Origin of the sequence: Oligella urethralis DSM 7531 (assembly GCF_000372065.1) — a bacterium.
Classification (GTDB): domain Bacteria; phylum Pseudomonadota; class Gammaproteobacteria; order Burkholderiales; family Burkholderiaceae_B; genus Oligella; species Oligella urethralis.
Genome location: NZ_AQVB01000007.1, coordinates 57,889 through 73,866, shown reverse-complemented (window position 1 = coordinate 73,866; position 15,978 = coordinate 57,889). Strand labels below are relative to the sequence as shown.

The 15,978-nt window shown below is 48.9% G+C and carries 10 protein-coding genes; 7 read left to right on the top strand and 3 right to left on the bottom strand.

The window, feature by feature from the left end; genetic code table 11:
• Window positions 1–10: 10 nt before the first annotated feature.
• Window positions 11–775 (bottom strand): ABC transporter permease, encoded by a 765-nt coding sequence (locus A3GA_RS0105770; RefSeq protein WP_018026447.1) that lies wholly within the window; start codon window positions 773–775, stop codon window positions 11–13.
• A gap of 87 nt (window positions 776–862) precedes the next feature.
• Window positions 863–1,867: an aliphatic sulfonate ABC transporter substrate-binding protein gene (locus A3GA_RS0105765; RefSeq protein WP_018026446.1), complete on the bottom strand. Its 1,005-nt coding sequence runs from the start codon at window positions 1,865–1,867 to the stop codon at window positions 863–865.
• Window positions 1,868–2,233: 366 nt separating this feature from the next.
• On the opposite strand from A3GA_RS0105765, the gene A3GA_RS0105760 reads away from it, so the two are divergent.
• The 6 genes from A3GA_RS0105760 (at window position 2,234) to fba (ending at window position 13,604) form a co-directional block, all read left to right on the top strand.
• Window positions 2,234–8,164 (top strand): alpha-2-macroglobulin family protein, encoded by a 5,931-nt coding sequence (locus tag A3GA_RS0105760; RefSeq protein WP_018026445.1) that lies wholly within the window; start codon window positions 2,234–2,236, stop codon window positions 8,162–8,164.
• Between the two features lies 1 nt (window position 8,165).
• Window positions 8,166–10,412, top strand: coding sequence for a penicillin-binding protein 1C (pbpC, locus tag A3GA_RS0105755; protein ID WP_018026444.1), 2,247 nt, complete (start codon window positions 8,166–8,168; stop codon window positions 10,410–10,412).
• 80 nt (window positions 10,413–10,492) lie between these two features.
• Window positions 10,493–10,909 carry a DUF4878 domain-containing protein gene (locus tag A3GA_RS0105750; RefSeq protein WP_018026443.1) on the top strand — a complete coding sequence of 139 codons (417 nt, stop codon included), beginning with the start codon at window positions 10,493–10,495 and terminating at the stop codon, window positions 10,907–10,909.
• A gap of 94 nt (window positions 10,910–11,003) precedes the next feature.
• Window positions 11,004–11,591, top strand: coding sequence for a YiiX/YebB-like N1pC/P60 family cysteine hydrolase (locus tag A3GA_RS11395; RefSeq protein WP_208854082.1), 588 nt, complete (start codon window positions 11,004–11,006; stop codon window positions 11,589–11,591).
• Window positions 11,592–11,631: 40 nt separating this feature from the next.
• Complete coding sequence (locus A3GA_RS0105740; RefSeq protein ID WP_040614113.1) at window positions 11,632–12,450, top strand: carbon-nitrogen hydrolase family protein; 819 nt, start codon at window positions 11,632–11,634, stop codon at window positions 12,448–12,450.
• Between the two features lie 89 nt (window positions 12,451–12,539).
• Window positions 12,540–13,604: a class II fructose-bisphosphate aldolase gene (fba, locus tag A3GA_RS0105735; protein WP_018026440.1), complete on the top strand. Its 1,065-nt coding sequence runs from the start codon at window positions 12,540–12,542 to the stop codon at window positions 13,602–13,604.
• 116 nt (window positions 13,605–13,720) lie between these two features.
• Here fba and A3GA_RS0105730 read toward each other — a convergent pair whose 3' ends face one another.
• Window positions 13,721–14,404 carry a cytochrome b/b6 domain-containing protein gene (locus A3GA_RS0105730; protein ID WP_018026439.1) on the bottom strand — a complete coding sequence of 228 codons (684 nt, stop codon included), beginning with the start codon at window positions 14,402–14,404 and terminating at the stop codon, window positions 13,721–13,723.
• Window positions 14,405–14,624: 220 nt separating this feature from the next.
• Between A3GA_RS0105730 and serS the strand changes: the two genes are divergently transcribed.
• Window positions 14,625–15,971, top strand: coding sequence for a serine--tRNA ligase (gene serS, locus A3GA_RS0105725; RefSeq protein ID WP_018026438.1), 1,347 nt, complete (start codon window positions 14,625–14,627; stop codon window positions 15,969–15,971).
• Window positions 15,972–15,978 lie beyond the last annotated feature (7 nt).

Below are 15,978 nucleotides of genomic sequence, written 5' to 3'. Positions count from 1 at the left end.
GATTCTCTCTTTACTTCCAGGCTAAGACTCGTTTTTCGATACGACGCAGTAGTGCATCAATAATCAACACCGTGAGACTGATCATGACCATACCTAATACCACGGTATCGGTTTGGAAAAACTCCTTACCATTCATAATCATAAAGCCTAAGCCCTCTTTGGCGGCAATCAGCTCGGCAGAAATAACACAGGTCCAGGCTAAACCAAGAATAATTTTAAAGCCAATAATGATTTGTGACAGACTGGCGGGTAAAATCACGTGTCGCATCACTTGATAATGTGATGCGCCCATATTACGTGCTGCCTGGATAAGTACCTTATCCACGTTACGGGTCGCATCAATCACATAAAGTAAGGCGGGGGCAATGGTACCCATAAAGACGATGCTGTACTTCTGTGTTTCTGTAATACCAAACCATAATAAGGATAAGGGAATCCAGCTCATTGAGGGTAGGGGGCGCAATAAGGAAATAATGGGATCAAAGACAGCGCAGGCACGGCGCGAGCTACCTAGCACCAAACCGAGTGGTACGGATACCGCCACTGACATTAAGAAACCAATCATCACGCGGCGAGTAGAGGCCAAGACGTTGGCAACTAAGGTGCCGTTTTCTAAGGTGCGAACAGCGCGTTGAAATACATCACTGGGTGCAGGTAAAAAGATAGGATCAATCAGTCCTAGACGTGTCGATAGCTCCCAGAGACTAACAAAAATAAGCACGGATAAGGTGCTAATCATAAATAATGAATACTTTTCTGAACGAGCGTTGTTCATACGAGGTCCTGTTTTCAGACTAAAGGAACTGAGCAGCGACCACAGAGGATCGCTGTTCAAGGTGATGAGGCATTAAAAGCTTAGGACTTAACGAATAAAGTCGTTTTTGATCCAGTTTTTAACCTCTGGTGATTTATCGATCTGACCATACTCAACCAACATATCGGCCAGTTTTTGTAGACCCTCGACGAACTTACTATCGGCGCCAATCATCGCTTGTTGTTGCTCGAAGTTGTACCAGTCCGCGTCTTTAATGGTTTGTAGCTGCTCGTCGGCGGACATTTGCGTCAGCTTAGTTAGTACCTCAACGGCAGCCTCAGGATCCTTGCCCAGTGACTCAGCAGCAGCAAAATAAACTTTGGCGAAATCCTTGACAATGTCAGGGTTACGATCAGCAAAACGCTTGCTCACCACTAAGACATCAGGGCCTGGTGTAACGCCGTAGTCCTTAAAGAGACTAAAGTCAGTATCGTCGGCAATCAGCTTGACCCCTGGTAAGCTAGCCACGGTATTAAAATACGGCGTCCATGTGGCACACGCATCAATTTGTTTTGCCTTGATGGCTGCCGGAATCTCAGGGGCAGGGATATTAATCACATTAATATCACGCTCAGTAAGACCATTTTGTGCCATCAGGTCTAACACCAAGGTGTGCGCACTGGAGGCAAAGGTAGTACCAATGGTTTTACCCTTAAGATCGTTAATCGACTCGATCCCTTCAAGTGCAAACAGTCCCTCAACACGACCAAAGTTATCAGGTACACCGATCACATAAAAGCGCTCTACGCCTTGAGCCATTAAGGCGATGGCTGAAACTACACCGGTGCCTGCTACATCAATATCGCCACTCATCAAAGCGCTCATACGGCCAGATGAGGTGCCAAAGAACTCCCAACCTACCTTTAGATCCGCCTCAGCAAATTGACCGTTTTCAATGGCTAAATACGCAGGATAATGACCTAACCAGGCCGAACCGCCATAATTAATCGCTCTACTTTGAGCTAATACCGCTAAAGGACTGCTGGCCAAAGCAATCGCTGTGCCCGTTAAGGCTGAAGTCTTGATAAAACGTCGTCTATTCCATGTATTCATGTATTACCTCCTATTTATTTCAGACATGAGCCACTCATTACCGTACCATCAAAATGAGGTTAAAAAAATTGAGGATATTGCTAGTATTAACGTCGATGGGCACAGTTAATCAAGCCGCTTGTATTGACAGAAGCTTGTTAATTTACCATCTAGCATACATTTTGGCAAAATTACTTAGGGTCCTGACTCCGTGTCAATCGCGTTCAATGAGTCCTTGCAGATGCTGTTTAGGCTTCTAATGCCGCAGTGCTAGTTGCCTATATAGCTTGTTGTGAAAGAAATCAGCGGCACCCGTTTGCGGACCTTAAATAGTCATTTTTTTATGCTATAAATTTATAAAATTCATTCTTTTACCCGGGAGCAGTTATGCCGCTACGCCTTAAGTCGCTCTATCGTCCTTTGAGTCTATTTACATTTACGCTCATGACTGCCGCTACGAGTAGCCTAGCCATTGCCGCTGAAGCACCCACGGTGGACTCGGTAACGCCTACAGGAGAGGTAGTGCGTGCGGATTTGGTGCGCATTAGTTTTACGCAAGCGGTGGTGAGCTTGGGGTCAGAGGCGGTCAATCCTTTTTTTATTCAATGTCAGCAGGGTGAGGTCGCAGGTACTGGTAAATGGGTGGATGACCGTGTTTGGCAGTATGATTTTGAGCAGCCCATCAGTGAACCCAACAGTTGTTTAATACGCAGTAATCCTAATTTTCAGGATGTAAATGGCACGCCTTTAGAGGAGTTGGAGTATAAGTTCAGCACCGGTAAATTAACGCTGAGTGCTAATCCTTGGCCGGATAGCGAAAACATTAGTGAGGATCAGCATTTTATTTTAAGTTTTAACGATCGAGTCTCGAGTGAGCAACTACGCCAACACGGCTATTGCGCTGTGGAGGGGGTCGGTGAGCGCTTACCCTTGCGGGTCTTAGATAGCACAGCCAGTAAGCGCTATTTGGAGGCCACTTGGTCGCGACGTAATCCTGACTGGACTCGTGTAGTGCATTGTGGTCGTCAATTACCCAGCTCTGCTGCCGTGGCGGTGGTGGTAGAGGCGGATTTACGTACGGACTCTGGTCATCGTTTGGCACAAACGAAACGCTTTGATTATCAGGTGAGAGCACCTTTTGATGGCAAGTTATCTTGTCAGCGCTTAGCTGAAAGTGCGCCTTGTTTACCATTGTCAGATATTCGGGTGAGTTTTAGTTCACTGGTGGAGGCTGAGCGCTTAGCTCAACTACGCTTGCGGGTAAATGGTGAGTTGCACCAGCCGTCAGTTAATGAGGATGGTTATCAGTCGAATCTTAATGATTCGATAGTCTTCAAAGGCCCATTCCCAGAAAAGGCCGAGCTGCAATTGCTAATTCCTGATGATTTTAGTGATGATGTGCAGCGTGAGCTAAGTAATCGGGATAGTCTGCAACAGCCTTTTAGTTTGGATGAATTACCACCCTTAGCTAAGTTTGCCAAGCAGGCTTTTGGTATTTATGAGCTCTTAAGCGGAGACGACAAAGCAGAGGCAATCATTCCGATTGCTCAGCGTCGTTTGGGTGCGGACCAGGCAGCGGGAGCAAGTTTACTGGAGAGCATCGTGGTCACGGATGATGCAGAGGTGATGCGTTGGATGCGGCGTTTTTCTCGCTTGGATGAAAATCAGGTTGATGCCACTGCCTTAGCAGATATGATGGCTGACCGTAAGGAAGTCCGTTGGGAGGAGGGTGAAGCCTCTGAGCTGATTGATACCCGTGCTGTGTCGATTTTTGGGGCAGAGACAGCGCAACGTACTCGGCTCGAATTACCGCCTCTGTCAGCAAGTACAGAGTCAGCTGCCGAGCTGGTGGGGGTGCCACTCCGTCAAAGCGGTTTTTATGTATTGGAATTACAATCGCCGACCCTAGCCGCATCCTTGTTGTCTGCTGGGAATGACACCATGTATGTGCGCAGCACCGCCTTAATTACCAATCTGGCCGTGCATATGAAGTATAGTTCCGAGGACTTTCTCGTATGGGTTACTCGGCTGGATAGCGGTGAGCCGGTAGCTAGGGCAGATATCACGATTTCGGACTGTAATGCCAAGCCTTTACATCAGGGCACCACCGATGAGGCAGGTCGACTTTATCTAAATCGTCCTTTAGCTGAAGCAGCGACTTGTCAGTACGTTGAGGTCGGTGATTATTTTGTGTCTGCTAGGGTCGCAGCCGATCATCCGGCGGCCTTAGGTGTGCCGCAGTATAGCTTTGCCTTGAGCCGTTGGACCGATGGCATTGAGCCGTGGCGTTTTAATCTTGATAATTACCTGTATGGTGATTCTGATAGTGGTCGCTTGGTTGAGCATAGTTTCTTTGACCGCCCGCTGTATAAAAAAGGTGAAACGGTATCCATTAAGCATTATTTGCGCGTGTTGGATAAGCACGGTCTCGCCTTGCCTAGAGCTAGTGAGCTGCCGGATCAGATTCGTATCAGTCATGCTGCCAGTGGGGATAGTTATGAGCTTGACGTGACGTGGTTGCCGACAGCGAGCGGTGGTTTGGGGGCGACGACGGATTGGACCTTACCCCAAAACGCTAAATTGGGTCATTACACCTTAAGTTACTTACGTCAAGGCAAGGAGGTCTTACAAAGCGAAGAGGGCTTTAGGGTTGAGCAGTTTAAAGTGCCGTTTTTAAAGGGAGCGATGCAGCTTAGCAGTGACGGTCAGACACCGCTAGTCGCCCCTAAATGCTTGGATGTGGATTTACAGTTAAATTATATTAGCGGTGGCGCAGCCTCTAATTGGGATACGACCGTGTCAGCGATGATGAGTGCGTGGCGTCCGCAATTTGTTGCCTATCCGGAGTATCAATTTGCCGCCGATGTGCCTGGCTCAAGCACATCTGATGCTGAAGCCTCAGATGCCGCGCCCCGTATCTTTTTAAAGCAGGCACCGTTAAGCGTGGATGCTGAGGGGAGAGGGCGTTTGGCGCTTACGCAATTGCCGTCGATTCAAGGGGCCTCAATGGTGCGCGTAGAAACGTCGTTTATGGATCCAAATGGTGAGCTTCAGACCCTGCAGCAAAGGCAGAGCATGTTGCCAGCGGATTTAGTGATTGGGATGAAAGTGACCGAGTTTGACCAAGGCGCTCAATCGAGCAAAATTGATTTGGTACTCGTCAATGCACAAGGGCAGCCTTTAGCGCATCACCCCTTTACGGTTGAAGCTTCGCAAGAGATCTATTATGCTGTGCGCAAGCGCTTAGTGGGCGGTTTTTATAGCTACGATAGTACGTGGCGTAAGCATAATCTCGGTCAGGTGTGTGAGGGCAAAACAGATGCCTCTGGTAAGTTCACCTGTGAATTGAATCAGCAATTTAAAGGGCGTATGCTGTTTAAAGTAAGCAGCCAAGATCAGCACAAGGTCACCGTAAGCAATACGGCAATCGCTTATTTTAGTGATTGGGCTTGGTTAGGCGCCGCCGATCACGATCGGATTGATATTGTCAGTGATAAAAAAGACTATCAAGTAGGCGACACAGCGATTCTGACGGTGCGTATGCCGTTCCGTAAAGCCACGGCCTTGGTGGCAGTGGAGCGTGCCGGTATTTTAACCACGCAGTTGCATGAGCTCACGGCCGAGGATCCTAATATTCGTCTGGAGATTGAGGATAGTTGGTACCCTAATGTCTATGTCTCAGTGCTTGCCGTGCGGGGGCGTATCACACCAGAGGAGGGTGCCGAAAAAGTGCCTAATCCGGTGTTGATTGATTTGAATAAGCCGAGTTTCCGTTTCGGTTTGACTGAACTTAAGGTCACGAATCCGGACAAGCAATTTAGGCTTGAGCTTAATTTAGATCGTAGTAGCTACCAACTGAGAGAAGTCGCTACCGCCAAAATTAAAGCGACCTTAGCCGATGGTACGCCCGCCTCAAGAGCGACCGTTGCTTTGGCTGTGGTGGACGAGGCCTTATTAGAATTAGCGGAAAATCGCAGTGCCAAGATTATTAAAGCCATGCGACGTGAGCGTGGCTATGGTGTGACCACGGCCACTGCGCAATCGGAAGTGGTAGGGCGTCGTCATTATGGCCGTAAGGCTGTGCCAGCTGGCGGTGCTGCTGCGGACTTGGCTAAGCGCGCTGGTACCCGTGAGCTCTTTGATACGCTCCTCTTGTGGGAGCCAGCGATTGAATTGGATGTGAATGGTGAGGCGACGATTCCTATCCCTCTCAATGACAGTATTTCTCGTTTTAAAGTGATGGCTGTCGGCGATTATGGGGTCGATCGCTTTGCTGAGGCGACGGCAGAGTTTAGTAGCAGTAAGGATCTACAACTTATCGCAGGTATCCCGGAGGTGTTGCGTGCCGAGGATAGTTATGATCTTAGTCTAAGTTTACGTAATAGCACCGATCAAAACCTGGTGGTGTTGGTGGGCGGTCGTAGTAGCGGTGCCTTCGCAACGGAGCTTAAGCAGCAAAAAGTAAAGCTACCGGCACAGCAATCTACCACCGTGACTTGGCCCGTGAGTTTAGAACAGGTGGCGCCGTATGCCTTGGCCGATACTGCGGATCAAGCCACCACGGCATCCACTCAAACCATTCGTTGGGAGTTTTATGCCTTGCAAAAAACCTCCAAGGCGAAGCAGGCGACCGCATTGAGCGATAGCTTGAGCGTGACGCAACAGCTTAAACCCTTAGTACCAGTGAGCGTGCGTCAATCCACCTTAGTGGCTTTGGAGGGCGATAAGTCCTCACAAACGCTGTCGCTCGCGCTCCCAGATCAAGCGCTCAACATTGACGGTAAGCCAATTGGTGGGATTTCACTCTTGTTGCGTGATAGTTTATTGAGTCCTAGCCAAGCACTGACTCAATGGTTCAGCGATTATCCCTATACTTGCTATGAGCAATTGGCTGCTGTGGCGGTGGGTTTAGCGGATGCAGAGGCCTGGGAAAAATTAATGTTGGATTTGCCGCAACATCTAGATGCTCAGGGTCTCGTGAGATATTTCCCAGCACCTAGGCTCAAAGGCAGTATTAGTTTAAGCGCCTATTTATTGAATTTATCCGTGCATGCCAAGCGTATTGGTTTAAATTTTGATATTCCACAAGCGCATCAAGAGCGTATTTTAAGCGCCTTGGTGGCCGCGTTTGAGGGGCGCTTATCAGAGAGCTATGCGCAGCCATCATGGCGTCAAAGTGAACGTTTAGCCGCCTTAGCTACCCTAGTGGCCTATGGTCAGGTGTCGGCCCGCAGCGCGATCTCATTTTACGATCAATACGATAGCTGGAATATGAGCGACTGGTTGCATTGGTTAGCCATTAGTCAGGCCTTTGATGATCCAACAATGGCTGAGATCGCAAAAGCCGCCAAGGTGAATTTATTAAGCCTCTTAAGTCGTGAGGGCCAGTTATTAGTGCCACAAAGCAATGAGCTGACAAATACCTGGTGGACGATGTTTAGTCGCGAGGCCAATTTAGCGAAATTGCTCTTTTTGGCAGTTGAAGATCCAGCATGGTCTGCAGAAGTACCGTATTTATTAAACGGTCTTAATAGCCTGCAACGTCAGGGTCATTGGGGTACCACGGTGAGTAATACCTATGCTAACTTAGCCCTGCAACAGTATGCAAAGCATTTTGATCAACCCTTGCAATCAGCCAAATTTACGGCTAGTTTAAGTAGTGTGGCGCCAACCGCGTCAGCACATACTCTTAATACTGAGATTAAGCCGGACACCTTTAAGCAACAGCAGGGTGTGAGCTTGCCAATGATGGCTTGGCCTAGTGCTGGTGAGAGTCAACTTAAACTGGATTTTGAGGGCGAGGGTAAGCTCTGGGTCAATGTGACGACACATGCCGCAGTACCGCTCGACGCGCCTAAGTATGCCGGTTACCGTTTAGAGCGTGAGGTCATACCGGTCGTGCAAAAGCATCCATCGCATTGGTCCCAGGGGGATGTTTATCGTGTGAATCTTAAAATTCATGCGCATGCACCGATGACTTGGGTGGTGCTCAATGATCCGATTCCGAGTGGGGCGACGATCCTGGGTTCAGGTTTAGGCCGTGATAGCCAGATTCTACAGCAGCAGTCGGCGCAGGCGGCGACTCAAAAGGCGGGTTCTGATTGGCAGGCGATGCCGAGCTTTGTGGAGCGAATGAATGATAGTTATCGTGCTTATTACGCCTATCTGGATCAGGGTGAAACGGAGCTTTCATATACGGTGAGACTGAATCACAGCGGTCATTTTAAGCTACCCCCTAGTCGTGTTGAGGCATTGTATAGCCCAGACGTCTATGGTGAATTACCGAGTCCTGAGCCTTTTAAGGTAGAAGCAAAGTAGTATGAAAGCGGGGGTGACGAAGCGTGGCTGGGGCAAGCTGCTTTATGGCTTGCTGAGCCTAGCGCTGCTCTTAGTTTTAGCGCTATTAGCACTACGCATCGCCTTGTATTATTCCGCACCACCGCAGCTTCCAAGCTTGGCTGAAGTCAAAGCGGCAACCTCATCCTCGTATGTGGAAGTCTTAGATCGGCAGGGCCTGGTCCTAGATCGTATCCGTCAGGATTTCAGCAAGCGACAGGGTGAGTGGCTGTCCTTAGATGAGGTGTCTCCGGCCTTTATTAAGGCGCTGATTCAATCGGAGGATAAGCGCTTTTATCAGCATGGTGGCGTGGACTGGCTCGCTTTAGTCAATGCCACTCAAGCGCATTTGCGGCAACGCCTGAGTCGAGCTTTAGCACTCAACAATGCTGACACGAGTGGCGTGGGGCGTGGTGGAGCCTCCAGTATTTCCATGCAATTGGCAGCCATGTTGAACCCCGAATTGCAAACGAATACGCTACGTAGTTATCGCCAAAAATGGCAGCAAATGGCCACAGCGCTAGCACTTGAGCGGCATTGGACGAAGCAGGAAATTCTTGAAGCCTATGTGAATCGATTACCGTTCAGGGGTGAGCTGGTGGGGATTGCCGCCGCCGCAGAAAGCTTTTATGGAAAGTATGCCTTTGGTTTAAACCCACGTGAAGCAGCGCTTCTAGCGGTGATGATCAGAGCACCTAATGCCTCAGCTGAGCGTTTGACAGAACGAAGCTGTGAGTTATTGAAAAAAATGGCTGAGCCTGCAGCTTGTCAGGGGCTGGCGCATTTTGTTAATTACTATTTGCGCTTACCCCATCCGCAAACCTTGGATCGACCGCAGCATGCTCCGCATTTGGCACGTTACGCCCGGCAATGGGCTAATCAGCAGCAGCAACAACGCGTCCACACCAGTCTAGATGCGGCATTGCAACGGCGGGTCAATGAGATTTTACAGCATCATCTTAGTGAGATTCGTGATGCCACGGTGCAGGACGCCGCGGTGCTGGTCTTAGATAATGCGAGCGGGGCTATTCTTGCCTATGTGGGCTCCTCCGCACAATTAAGTGCAGCGCCAGAGGTGGACCATGTGCGGGCGCCGCGGCAGGTGGCATCCACGCTAAAGCCCTTTTTATATGCACAATTACTGGATGAAAAGCGTTTAACGGCTGCGTCTTTATTACATGATTCACCGATTAATTTATTAGCCGGTGAGGGCTTATATATCCCACAAAACCATGATCGTAATTATGCTGGTTGGGTGACGCTGCGTACGGCGCTGGCCTCATCGCTAAACATTCCAGCCGTGAGAGCAATTGTACTATTAGGGGTAGAGCCATTTTATAAAAAACTCAAGGCCTTGCATTTGCCTTTGCATCAGGATAGTGAGTTTTACGGCTATAGCTTGGCTTTAGGCAGTGCGGATATGGACTTACTGAGTTTAACTAATGCCTATCGAAGCTTAGCTAATCAGGGTGTTTATAGTTCGGTCTGGTGGAATCAGGCGGAAGCTGCGACGGCTGAGCCGGTGGCGGTTTTTTCGCCGGAGGCTGCGTGGATTATTGGGGATATGCTCGCCGACCGTCAGGCGCGTGCTTATACCTTCGGTTTGGATAATGTACTGAGCACACCGTTCTGGACCGCAGTGAAGACCGGTACCAGTAAGGATATGCGCGATAATTGGACCATTGGTTGGTCGGCCGATTATACCGTGGGCGTTTGGGTCGGTAATAGTGACGGTCGCAGTATGCAAAATGTCTATGGGGTCAGTGGCGCTGGACCGATTTGGTACGATGTCATGGCCTATTTGCATCAACATCAGCGCTCCTCAGCGCCAACAAAACCAAGCACTATCGTCACAGAAAAGGTACATTTTGTAGGGGTGGCAGAGGCTGAGCGTGAGGAGTTTTTTATTGATGGCACCGCCATGACTGAGGTTGTCGCCCTGAGCAGTTTAGCGCCGGATGCACTCGCTCCGATCACCATTGAACGACCGATTAATGGCAGTATCCTAGCCATTGATCCTGAAATACCGGCATCTTCTCAAAAGCTATTGTTAAAGGCCTCGATTGCCGAGCATGATGCCCGCGCGTCTGCATTGCAGTGGCAGCTTGGGGAGCTGACGCTGGGCCAGGGCAGTGAGTATTTTTGGTCGCTCCGTCGCGGTAGTCATATCATTCGTTTAAAAGATGCTCAGGGCGAGCTCTTAGATCAGGTCAGAATTACCGTGCGATAGTCTTGCCTGCATTGACAGTTGGGGTGTTTAAGTATATTCTGATATAGTTTTTTATTAGTTATTAATGAGGAGAAGGGTATATGAAGAAGTGGTTAGTTTTTGTTTTTGCGTTGTCGTTTGGTTTTTTCATAACGGCGTGTGGCGGCTCTAGCAAGCCCTATGAAAAAACGGCCATTGAATTTATTGAGGCGATGTACAATGGCCAAGGCGATAAAGTGCAAAAAATGATTTACATCCCTGCCGAAGAGCTTAAAGAGCCAGGCATTGAAGAGATGGTCAAGGGCAAGATGGCTGCGGCGGCACATGATGCTAAAAAACAAGCCGATCAATATGGCGGCCTTAAAAACGTAACGGTGTTGGAGTCCAGCCATGATGAGAGTGGTAAACGTGCAGATGTGCGCTTAGCGTTAACGTTTAAGAATGGTCCCGAGGGTTCTCGTGAAGAGCGCGTCGATCTGATCAAAGATGGCTCGACGTGGAAGGTGAATCTTGACTAAGTAGCCCTAGGTTTTAGTCCCGATGCGCTTAGTAAAATCGTTACCACAAGGAGTCCTGATACTGTTAGGACTCCTTCTTTTTGTGGGAAGCTACTTGCTGTTACAAGGCGACTCACCTGAGGCAGTGGCATTGGATAAACCACCAGTGGCAGCTCAGATTGCCGAGAAGTTAGCGCCGGGGGATTTGATTTTTCGTAGTGGTACCGCTTACGAAAGCTACGTGATTAAGCGACTGAGCGGCAGTGCCTTTTCACATATCGGGCTGGTGGTGCAGGGGGCACCGGAGGTGGAGATTATTCATGCCACAACGGATGATGATCCAGCACGACTTAATCAGGTGATACGCTCGCCTTTGGCGGAGTTTGTGAGCCCAGAATTGGCCACGCATTGGGCCGTATATCGTCTATCAAGTTTAGCTAGTCATGAGCGAGCGGCCTTAGTGCAAGCGGTGGAGCATAGCCTGGGATTGCCTTTTAGCTTAAGGGCGAGTGAGAACGATGGCGCACGCTATTGTACGACCATTATTCGAGATGGGCTGCCGCCAGCCTTGCAACAGCAACTCACACCACGCTTTACTTCCTATCCGGGCTTTCGTGGGGAGTTGTTATTTCCTGAAGCCTTTTTCGCCTTGCCGGCATTAGAGCTTATCCATACTAGTGATGAGCGAGTGAGCGATCTATAATAAATCATTCTAATGTTAATCGTAAAAAGGAGACGGGTTGGTGAGTCAAGAGCAATTACGCGTCGCCGTGGCGCAGTTTCCAGGTAGCAATGATATTGTTCAAAATAAACAGTATATTTTGGACTTAAGTCGGCAAGCGGCGGAGGCAAAGGCTGAGTTAGTGGTGTTTCCAGAAGCAGCGATGTGCGCTTTTAGTTCTGATTTAGAAACCTTGCAAGCTGTAGCGGGGGGGCATTCTGCCGCCTTTATCGAGGTTATGCAGCAATTAGCGCAAGACCATGGTTTTGCGGTGATTGTGGGTGTCTTAAGCCCCTCCGAGCAGGTCGACGATGCACGAGTCGTTAATCAACTGATTGCCATTGGGGCAGATGGTCAGCTGATTACACGCTATACCAAAATCCATTTATACGATGCCTTTAGTTTTAAGGAGTCCGACAAGGTACAGCCAGCGACACTGTATGAGGATCAGCGCGAACTGAGTTTGTTTAATCTTAAAGGGTTTAGTATCGGTTTAGTCAATTGTTATGATTTGCGTTTTCCTGAATTATCCAGAAAGTTAGCCATTGCGGGCGCGGATATTCTATCCATAAGTGCAGCATGGTTAGCAGGTCCTTATAAGGAAATGCATTGGCAGACCTTATCCCAAGCGCGTGCCATTGAAAATACCTGCTATGTCTTGGCTTGTGGTCAAACAGCACCTAAAAATACTGGTCAAAGCATGATTATTGATCCGATGGGGGCGATCTTGGCAGGCGCAGCAGAGGAGCCGGGGGTGATTGTACAGACGCTGACGCGGGAGCGTATCCGTGCGGTGCGCCAAACCTTGCCTTGCTTAGCCAATCGTCGTTATGAGGTGTAGGCCACACTTTAGCTAAGTGTGAGTCAGCATCGTGTTAAAATTGCTCTATTAAGAATCATTAGTATTTAAATCTATTTTAGGAGAGTTTGATGGCTTTAGTCTCAATGCGCCAATTATTGGATCACGCTGCTGAGCATGGCTACGGTATCCCTGCCTTTAATGTTAACAACTTAGAGCAGGTGCAAGCCATTATGGAAGCAGCCAGAGAAACCGACAGTCCGGTGATTATGCAGGCCTCTGCCGGTGCTCGTAAGTACGCCGGTGAGCCCTTTTTAAAGCATTTAATTGAAGCGGCGGTTGAGGCTTATCCAGAGATTCCGATTGTGATGCATCAGGACCACGGTCAATCACCGGAGGTATGTCGCGGCGCCATTGATTTAGGCTTTAGTAGTGTGATGATGGACGGTTCGCTCCAAGCCGACGGTAAGACGGTCGCTGACTATGAGTATAACGTTGACGTGACGCGCCAGGTAGTGGAAATGGCGCATCGGATCGGTGTTAGCGTGGAGGGTGAGTTGGGCGTGTTAGGCTCGCTCGAAACCATGCAAGGCGATAAGGAGGACGGTCACGGTGCCGAGGGTACCTTAACCCTGGATCAGTTATTGACGGATCCGGATCAGGCGGCTGATTTTGTTAAGCGTACTCAGGTCGATGCTTTAGCCATTGCCATTGGTACTAGCCACGGTGCGTATAAATTTACCCGCAAGCCAACGGGTGATATTTTATCGATTCAGCGGATTAAGGAAATCCACGCCCGCTTACCCAACACGCACCTTGTGATGCACGGTAGTTCTAGCGTGCCGCAGGAGTTATTGGCTGAAATTCGTGAGTTCGGTGGTGATATGAAAGAGACTTACGGGGTGCCGGTTGAGGAGATTCAGGAGGCGATTAAGCATGGCGTACGCAAGGTCAATATTGATACCGATATTCGCTTGGCGATGACAGCAGCAGTTCGTCGTTTTCTTCACGAAAATCCATCCAAATTTGACCCTCGTGAGTTTAATAAGCCAGCGCGTGAAGCGGCTAAGCAGATTTGTATTGCGCGCTACGAGGCCTTTGGTACCGCGGGTAATGCCTCTAAAATCAAGCCCGTGTCGTTAAAAGAGATGGCGGCACTCTATGCTGCGGGTGATTTATACCAAAAAACGGTCTAATCCCATCCAGCGCTTAATAAGCAAAAGGCGACTCGCATATCGTTGAGTCGCCTTTGTTTTTGCCTATATAAAAAGTGCTTGCCTTAGCCCGCTAGGGGCGTGGAGAGCACTAAAAACTAAAAGGATAAGCCGTTTGCAATATAGTAGGTGATTAACACCGCAATGCCAAAGCTAAGCACAAAGCGTAGCCACATGCTAAGGCCTTGCTCTACATGTACGGCGGCTGTTGGCACATCATTACTGAGCTGAGCCTGACCGGTAATCATGGGTGTAATCAGATTCTGCTTTTTAATAAAGCGATAAAATAGCACAGCACCCACATGGAGTACCACTAATAAAATCATCAGAAGCTCGGTGCTGTGGTGTATTTTTGCCATTAGCTCTCTGATGTCTTTAGCAGCCAGACGATATAAAGGACCTTGGTAAAAATAACCGTCGCCGGTAAATAAACCGCTCACTACTTGGAGCCCGAATAAGCCCAAGAGGGCCAACACGGATAAGGCGCCGAGCGGATTGTGACCAAAGACCTTTTGACCACTTTTTAAATAGTCGATAATGGCCGTGGGTCCCTTAATAAACTGGGTAAAGCGTGCATAGTAGGTGCCGCTAAAGCCCCAAAGAATACGGAAAATAATAAGACAGAGGGCAGCGAGACCAAGGCGCAGATGCCACTCCATATTGCCAGTTTTAACGGTGATAAAGGCACCGATCACACAGGCGGCAAAAGACCAATGGAATAGGCGCAAGGGCAAATCCCAAATCCGAATACGTCGTACTTCAGTTGCGCTGGGTGTAAGCATAAATTCAAACCTTTTTAATTACATGAATGCCTTAATAAGCAGGTGTTGCCATTATAAGGGATCAAGAACTCAATTTCCTTTCATTACTTGTGGAATTGTTTCATTCGAGTAATAACAGCGCTGTGCCTTGTTATACTTATACAGTGAGACAGACTGATGCCATGATGTAAGGCTGTTCAATTAATTAAGATAATTTATTTTTTATTCGGATATCAATTAAATGCTCGATCTCGGATTATTACGCAAAGACTTAGATGCTGTGGTTAGCGCTTTAGCACGTAGAGGCGTTGATTTTGATGTGGCTCGTTTTAATGACTTAGAGGCGCGCCGCAAGGACTTACAGGTACAGACCGAAACATTGCAAGCCAGTCGCAATGCCCTTGCCAAGGAGATTGGTAAGCTCAAGTCCCAAGGCTTGGATGCTGATGACTTGATGGCACAGTCAAAGGCCATCCCGGAGCAGCTAAAGGCAATGGAAGAGGAGCTATCTGCACTACGAGAAGAGCTCAATGCGATCTTGATGTCGACCCCAAATCTTCCGCATGCCTCAGTGCCAGTCGGCGCCGATGAGGGGGATAATGTCGAGCTTCGCCGTTGGATCCCAGGGCAGGATTACGTGGCTGAGAGCGTGTTTCCCGAGACCTTGCCCTTTACTGTACTCGATCACGTTGATTTGGGTAAGCCACTTGGCATGGACTTTGAGGTGGCAGCCAAAATCAGTGGCTCACGCTTTAGCTTTTTAAAGGGCGGTATTGCCCGTTTACACCGCGCTTTAGCGCAGTTTATGTTGGATTTGCACACTTCAAAGCATGGTTATACCGAGTGTTACACTCCGTATATTGTGAATAGCGCTTCGCTGTACGGCACCGGTCAATTACCTAAGTTTAAAGAGGATATGTTCTGGGTGACTAAAGGTGGTGAGGATGATGCGGCTGAGGACGGTAGCAAGAGCAAGGAGGAGCTGTTTTTAATTTCAACCTCTGAGATTAGCCTTACAAATATTGCGCGCGATGAGATTCTCGATACGGCGGAGTTACCGATCAAGCTGACCGCTCACAGCCCTTGTTTCCGTTCCGAAGCGGGTAGTGGCGGGCGTGATGTGCGCGGAATGATTCGTCAGCACCAATTTGACAAGGTAGAGATGGTACAAATTGTCCATCCTGATGACTCCTATGAGGCTTTGGAGGCGATGACTTCGCATGCCGAGGAGGTGTTGCAGTTATTACAGCTACCCTATCGTGTGATTACCTTGTGTACCGGTGATATGGGCTTTGGTGCAGCGAAAACCTATGATATTGAGGTATGGGTACCGTCACAAAACACCTGGCGTGAGATCTCTTCTTGCTCGAATACCGAGGCATTTCAAGCGCGCCGCATGAATGCCCGCTACCGTGTAAGTCAGGGTAAAAATGAGTTCGTGCACACTTTAAATGGTTCCGGTGTGGCCGTAGGGCGTGCCTTAGTGGCAGTGATGGAAAATTATCAACAGGCGGACGGCAGTATTATCGTGCCGGAGGTATTAAGACCCTATATGGGTGGTTTGGAGCGTTTGACGCCTCAGGCTTAAGGAATTA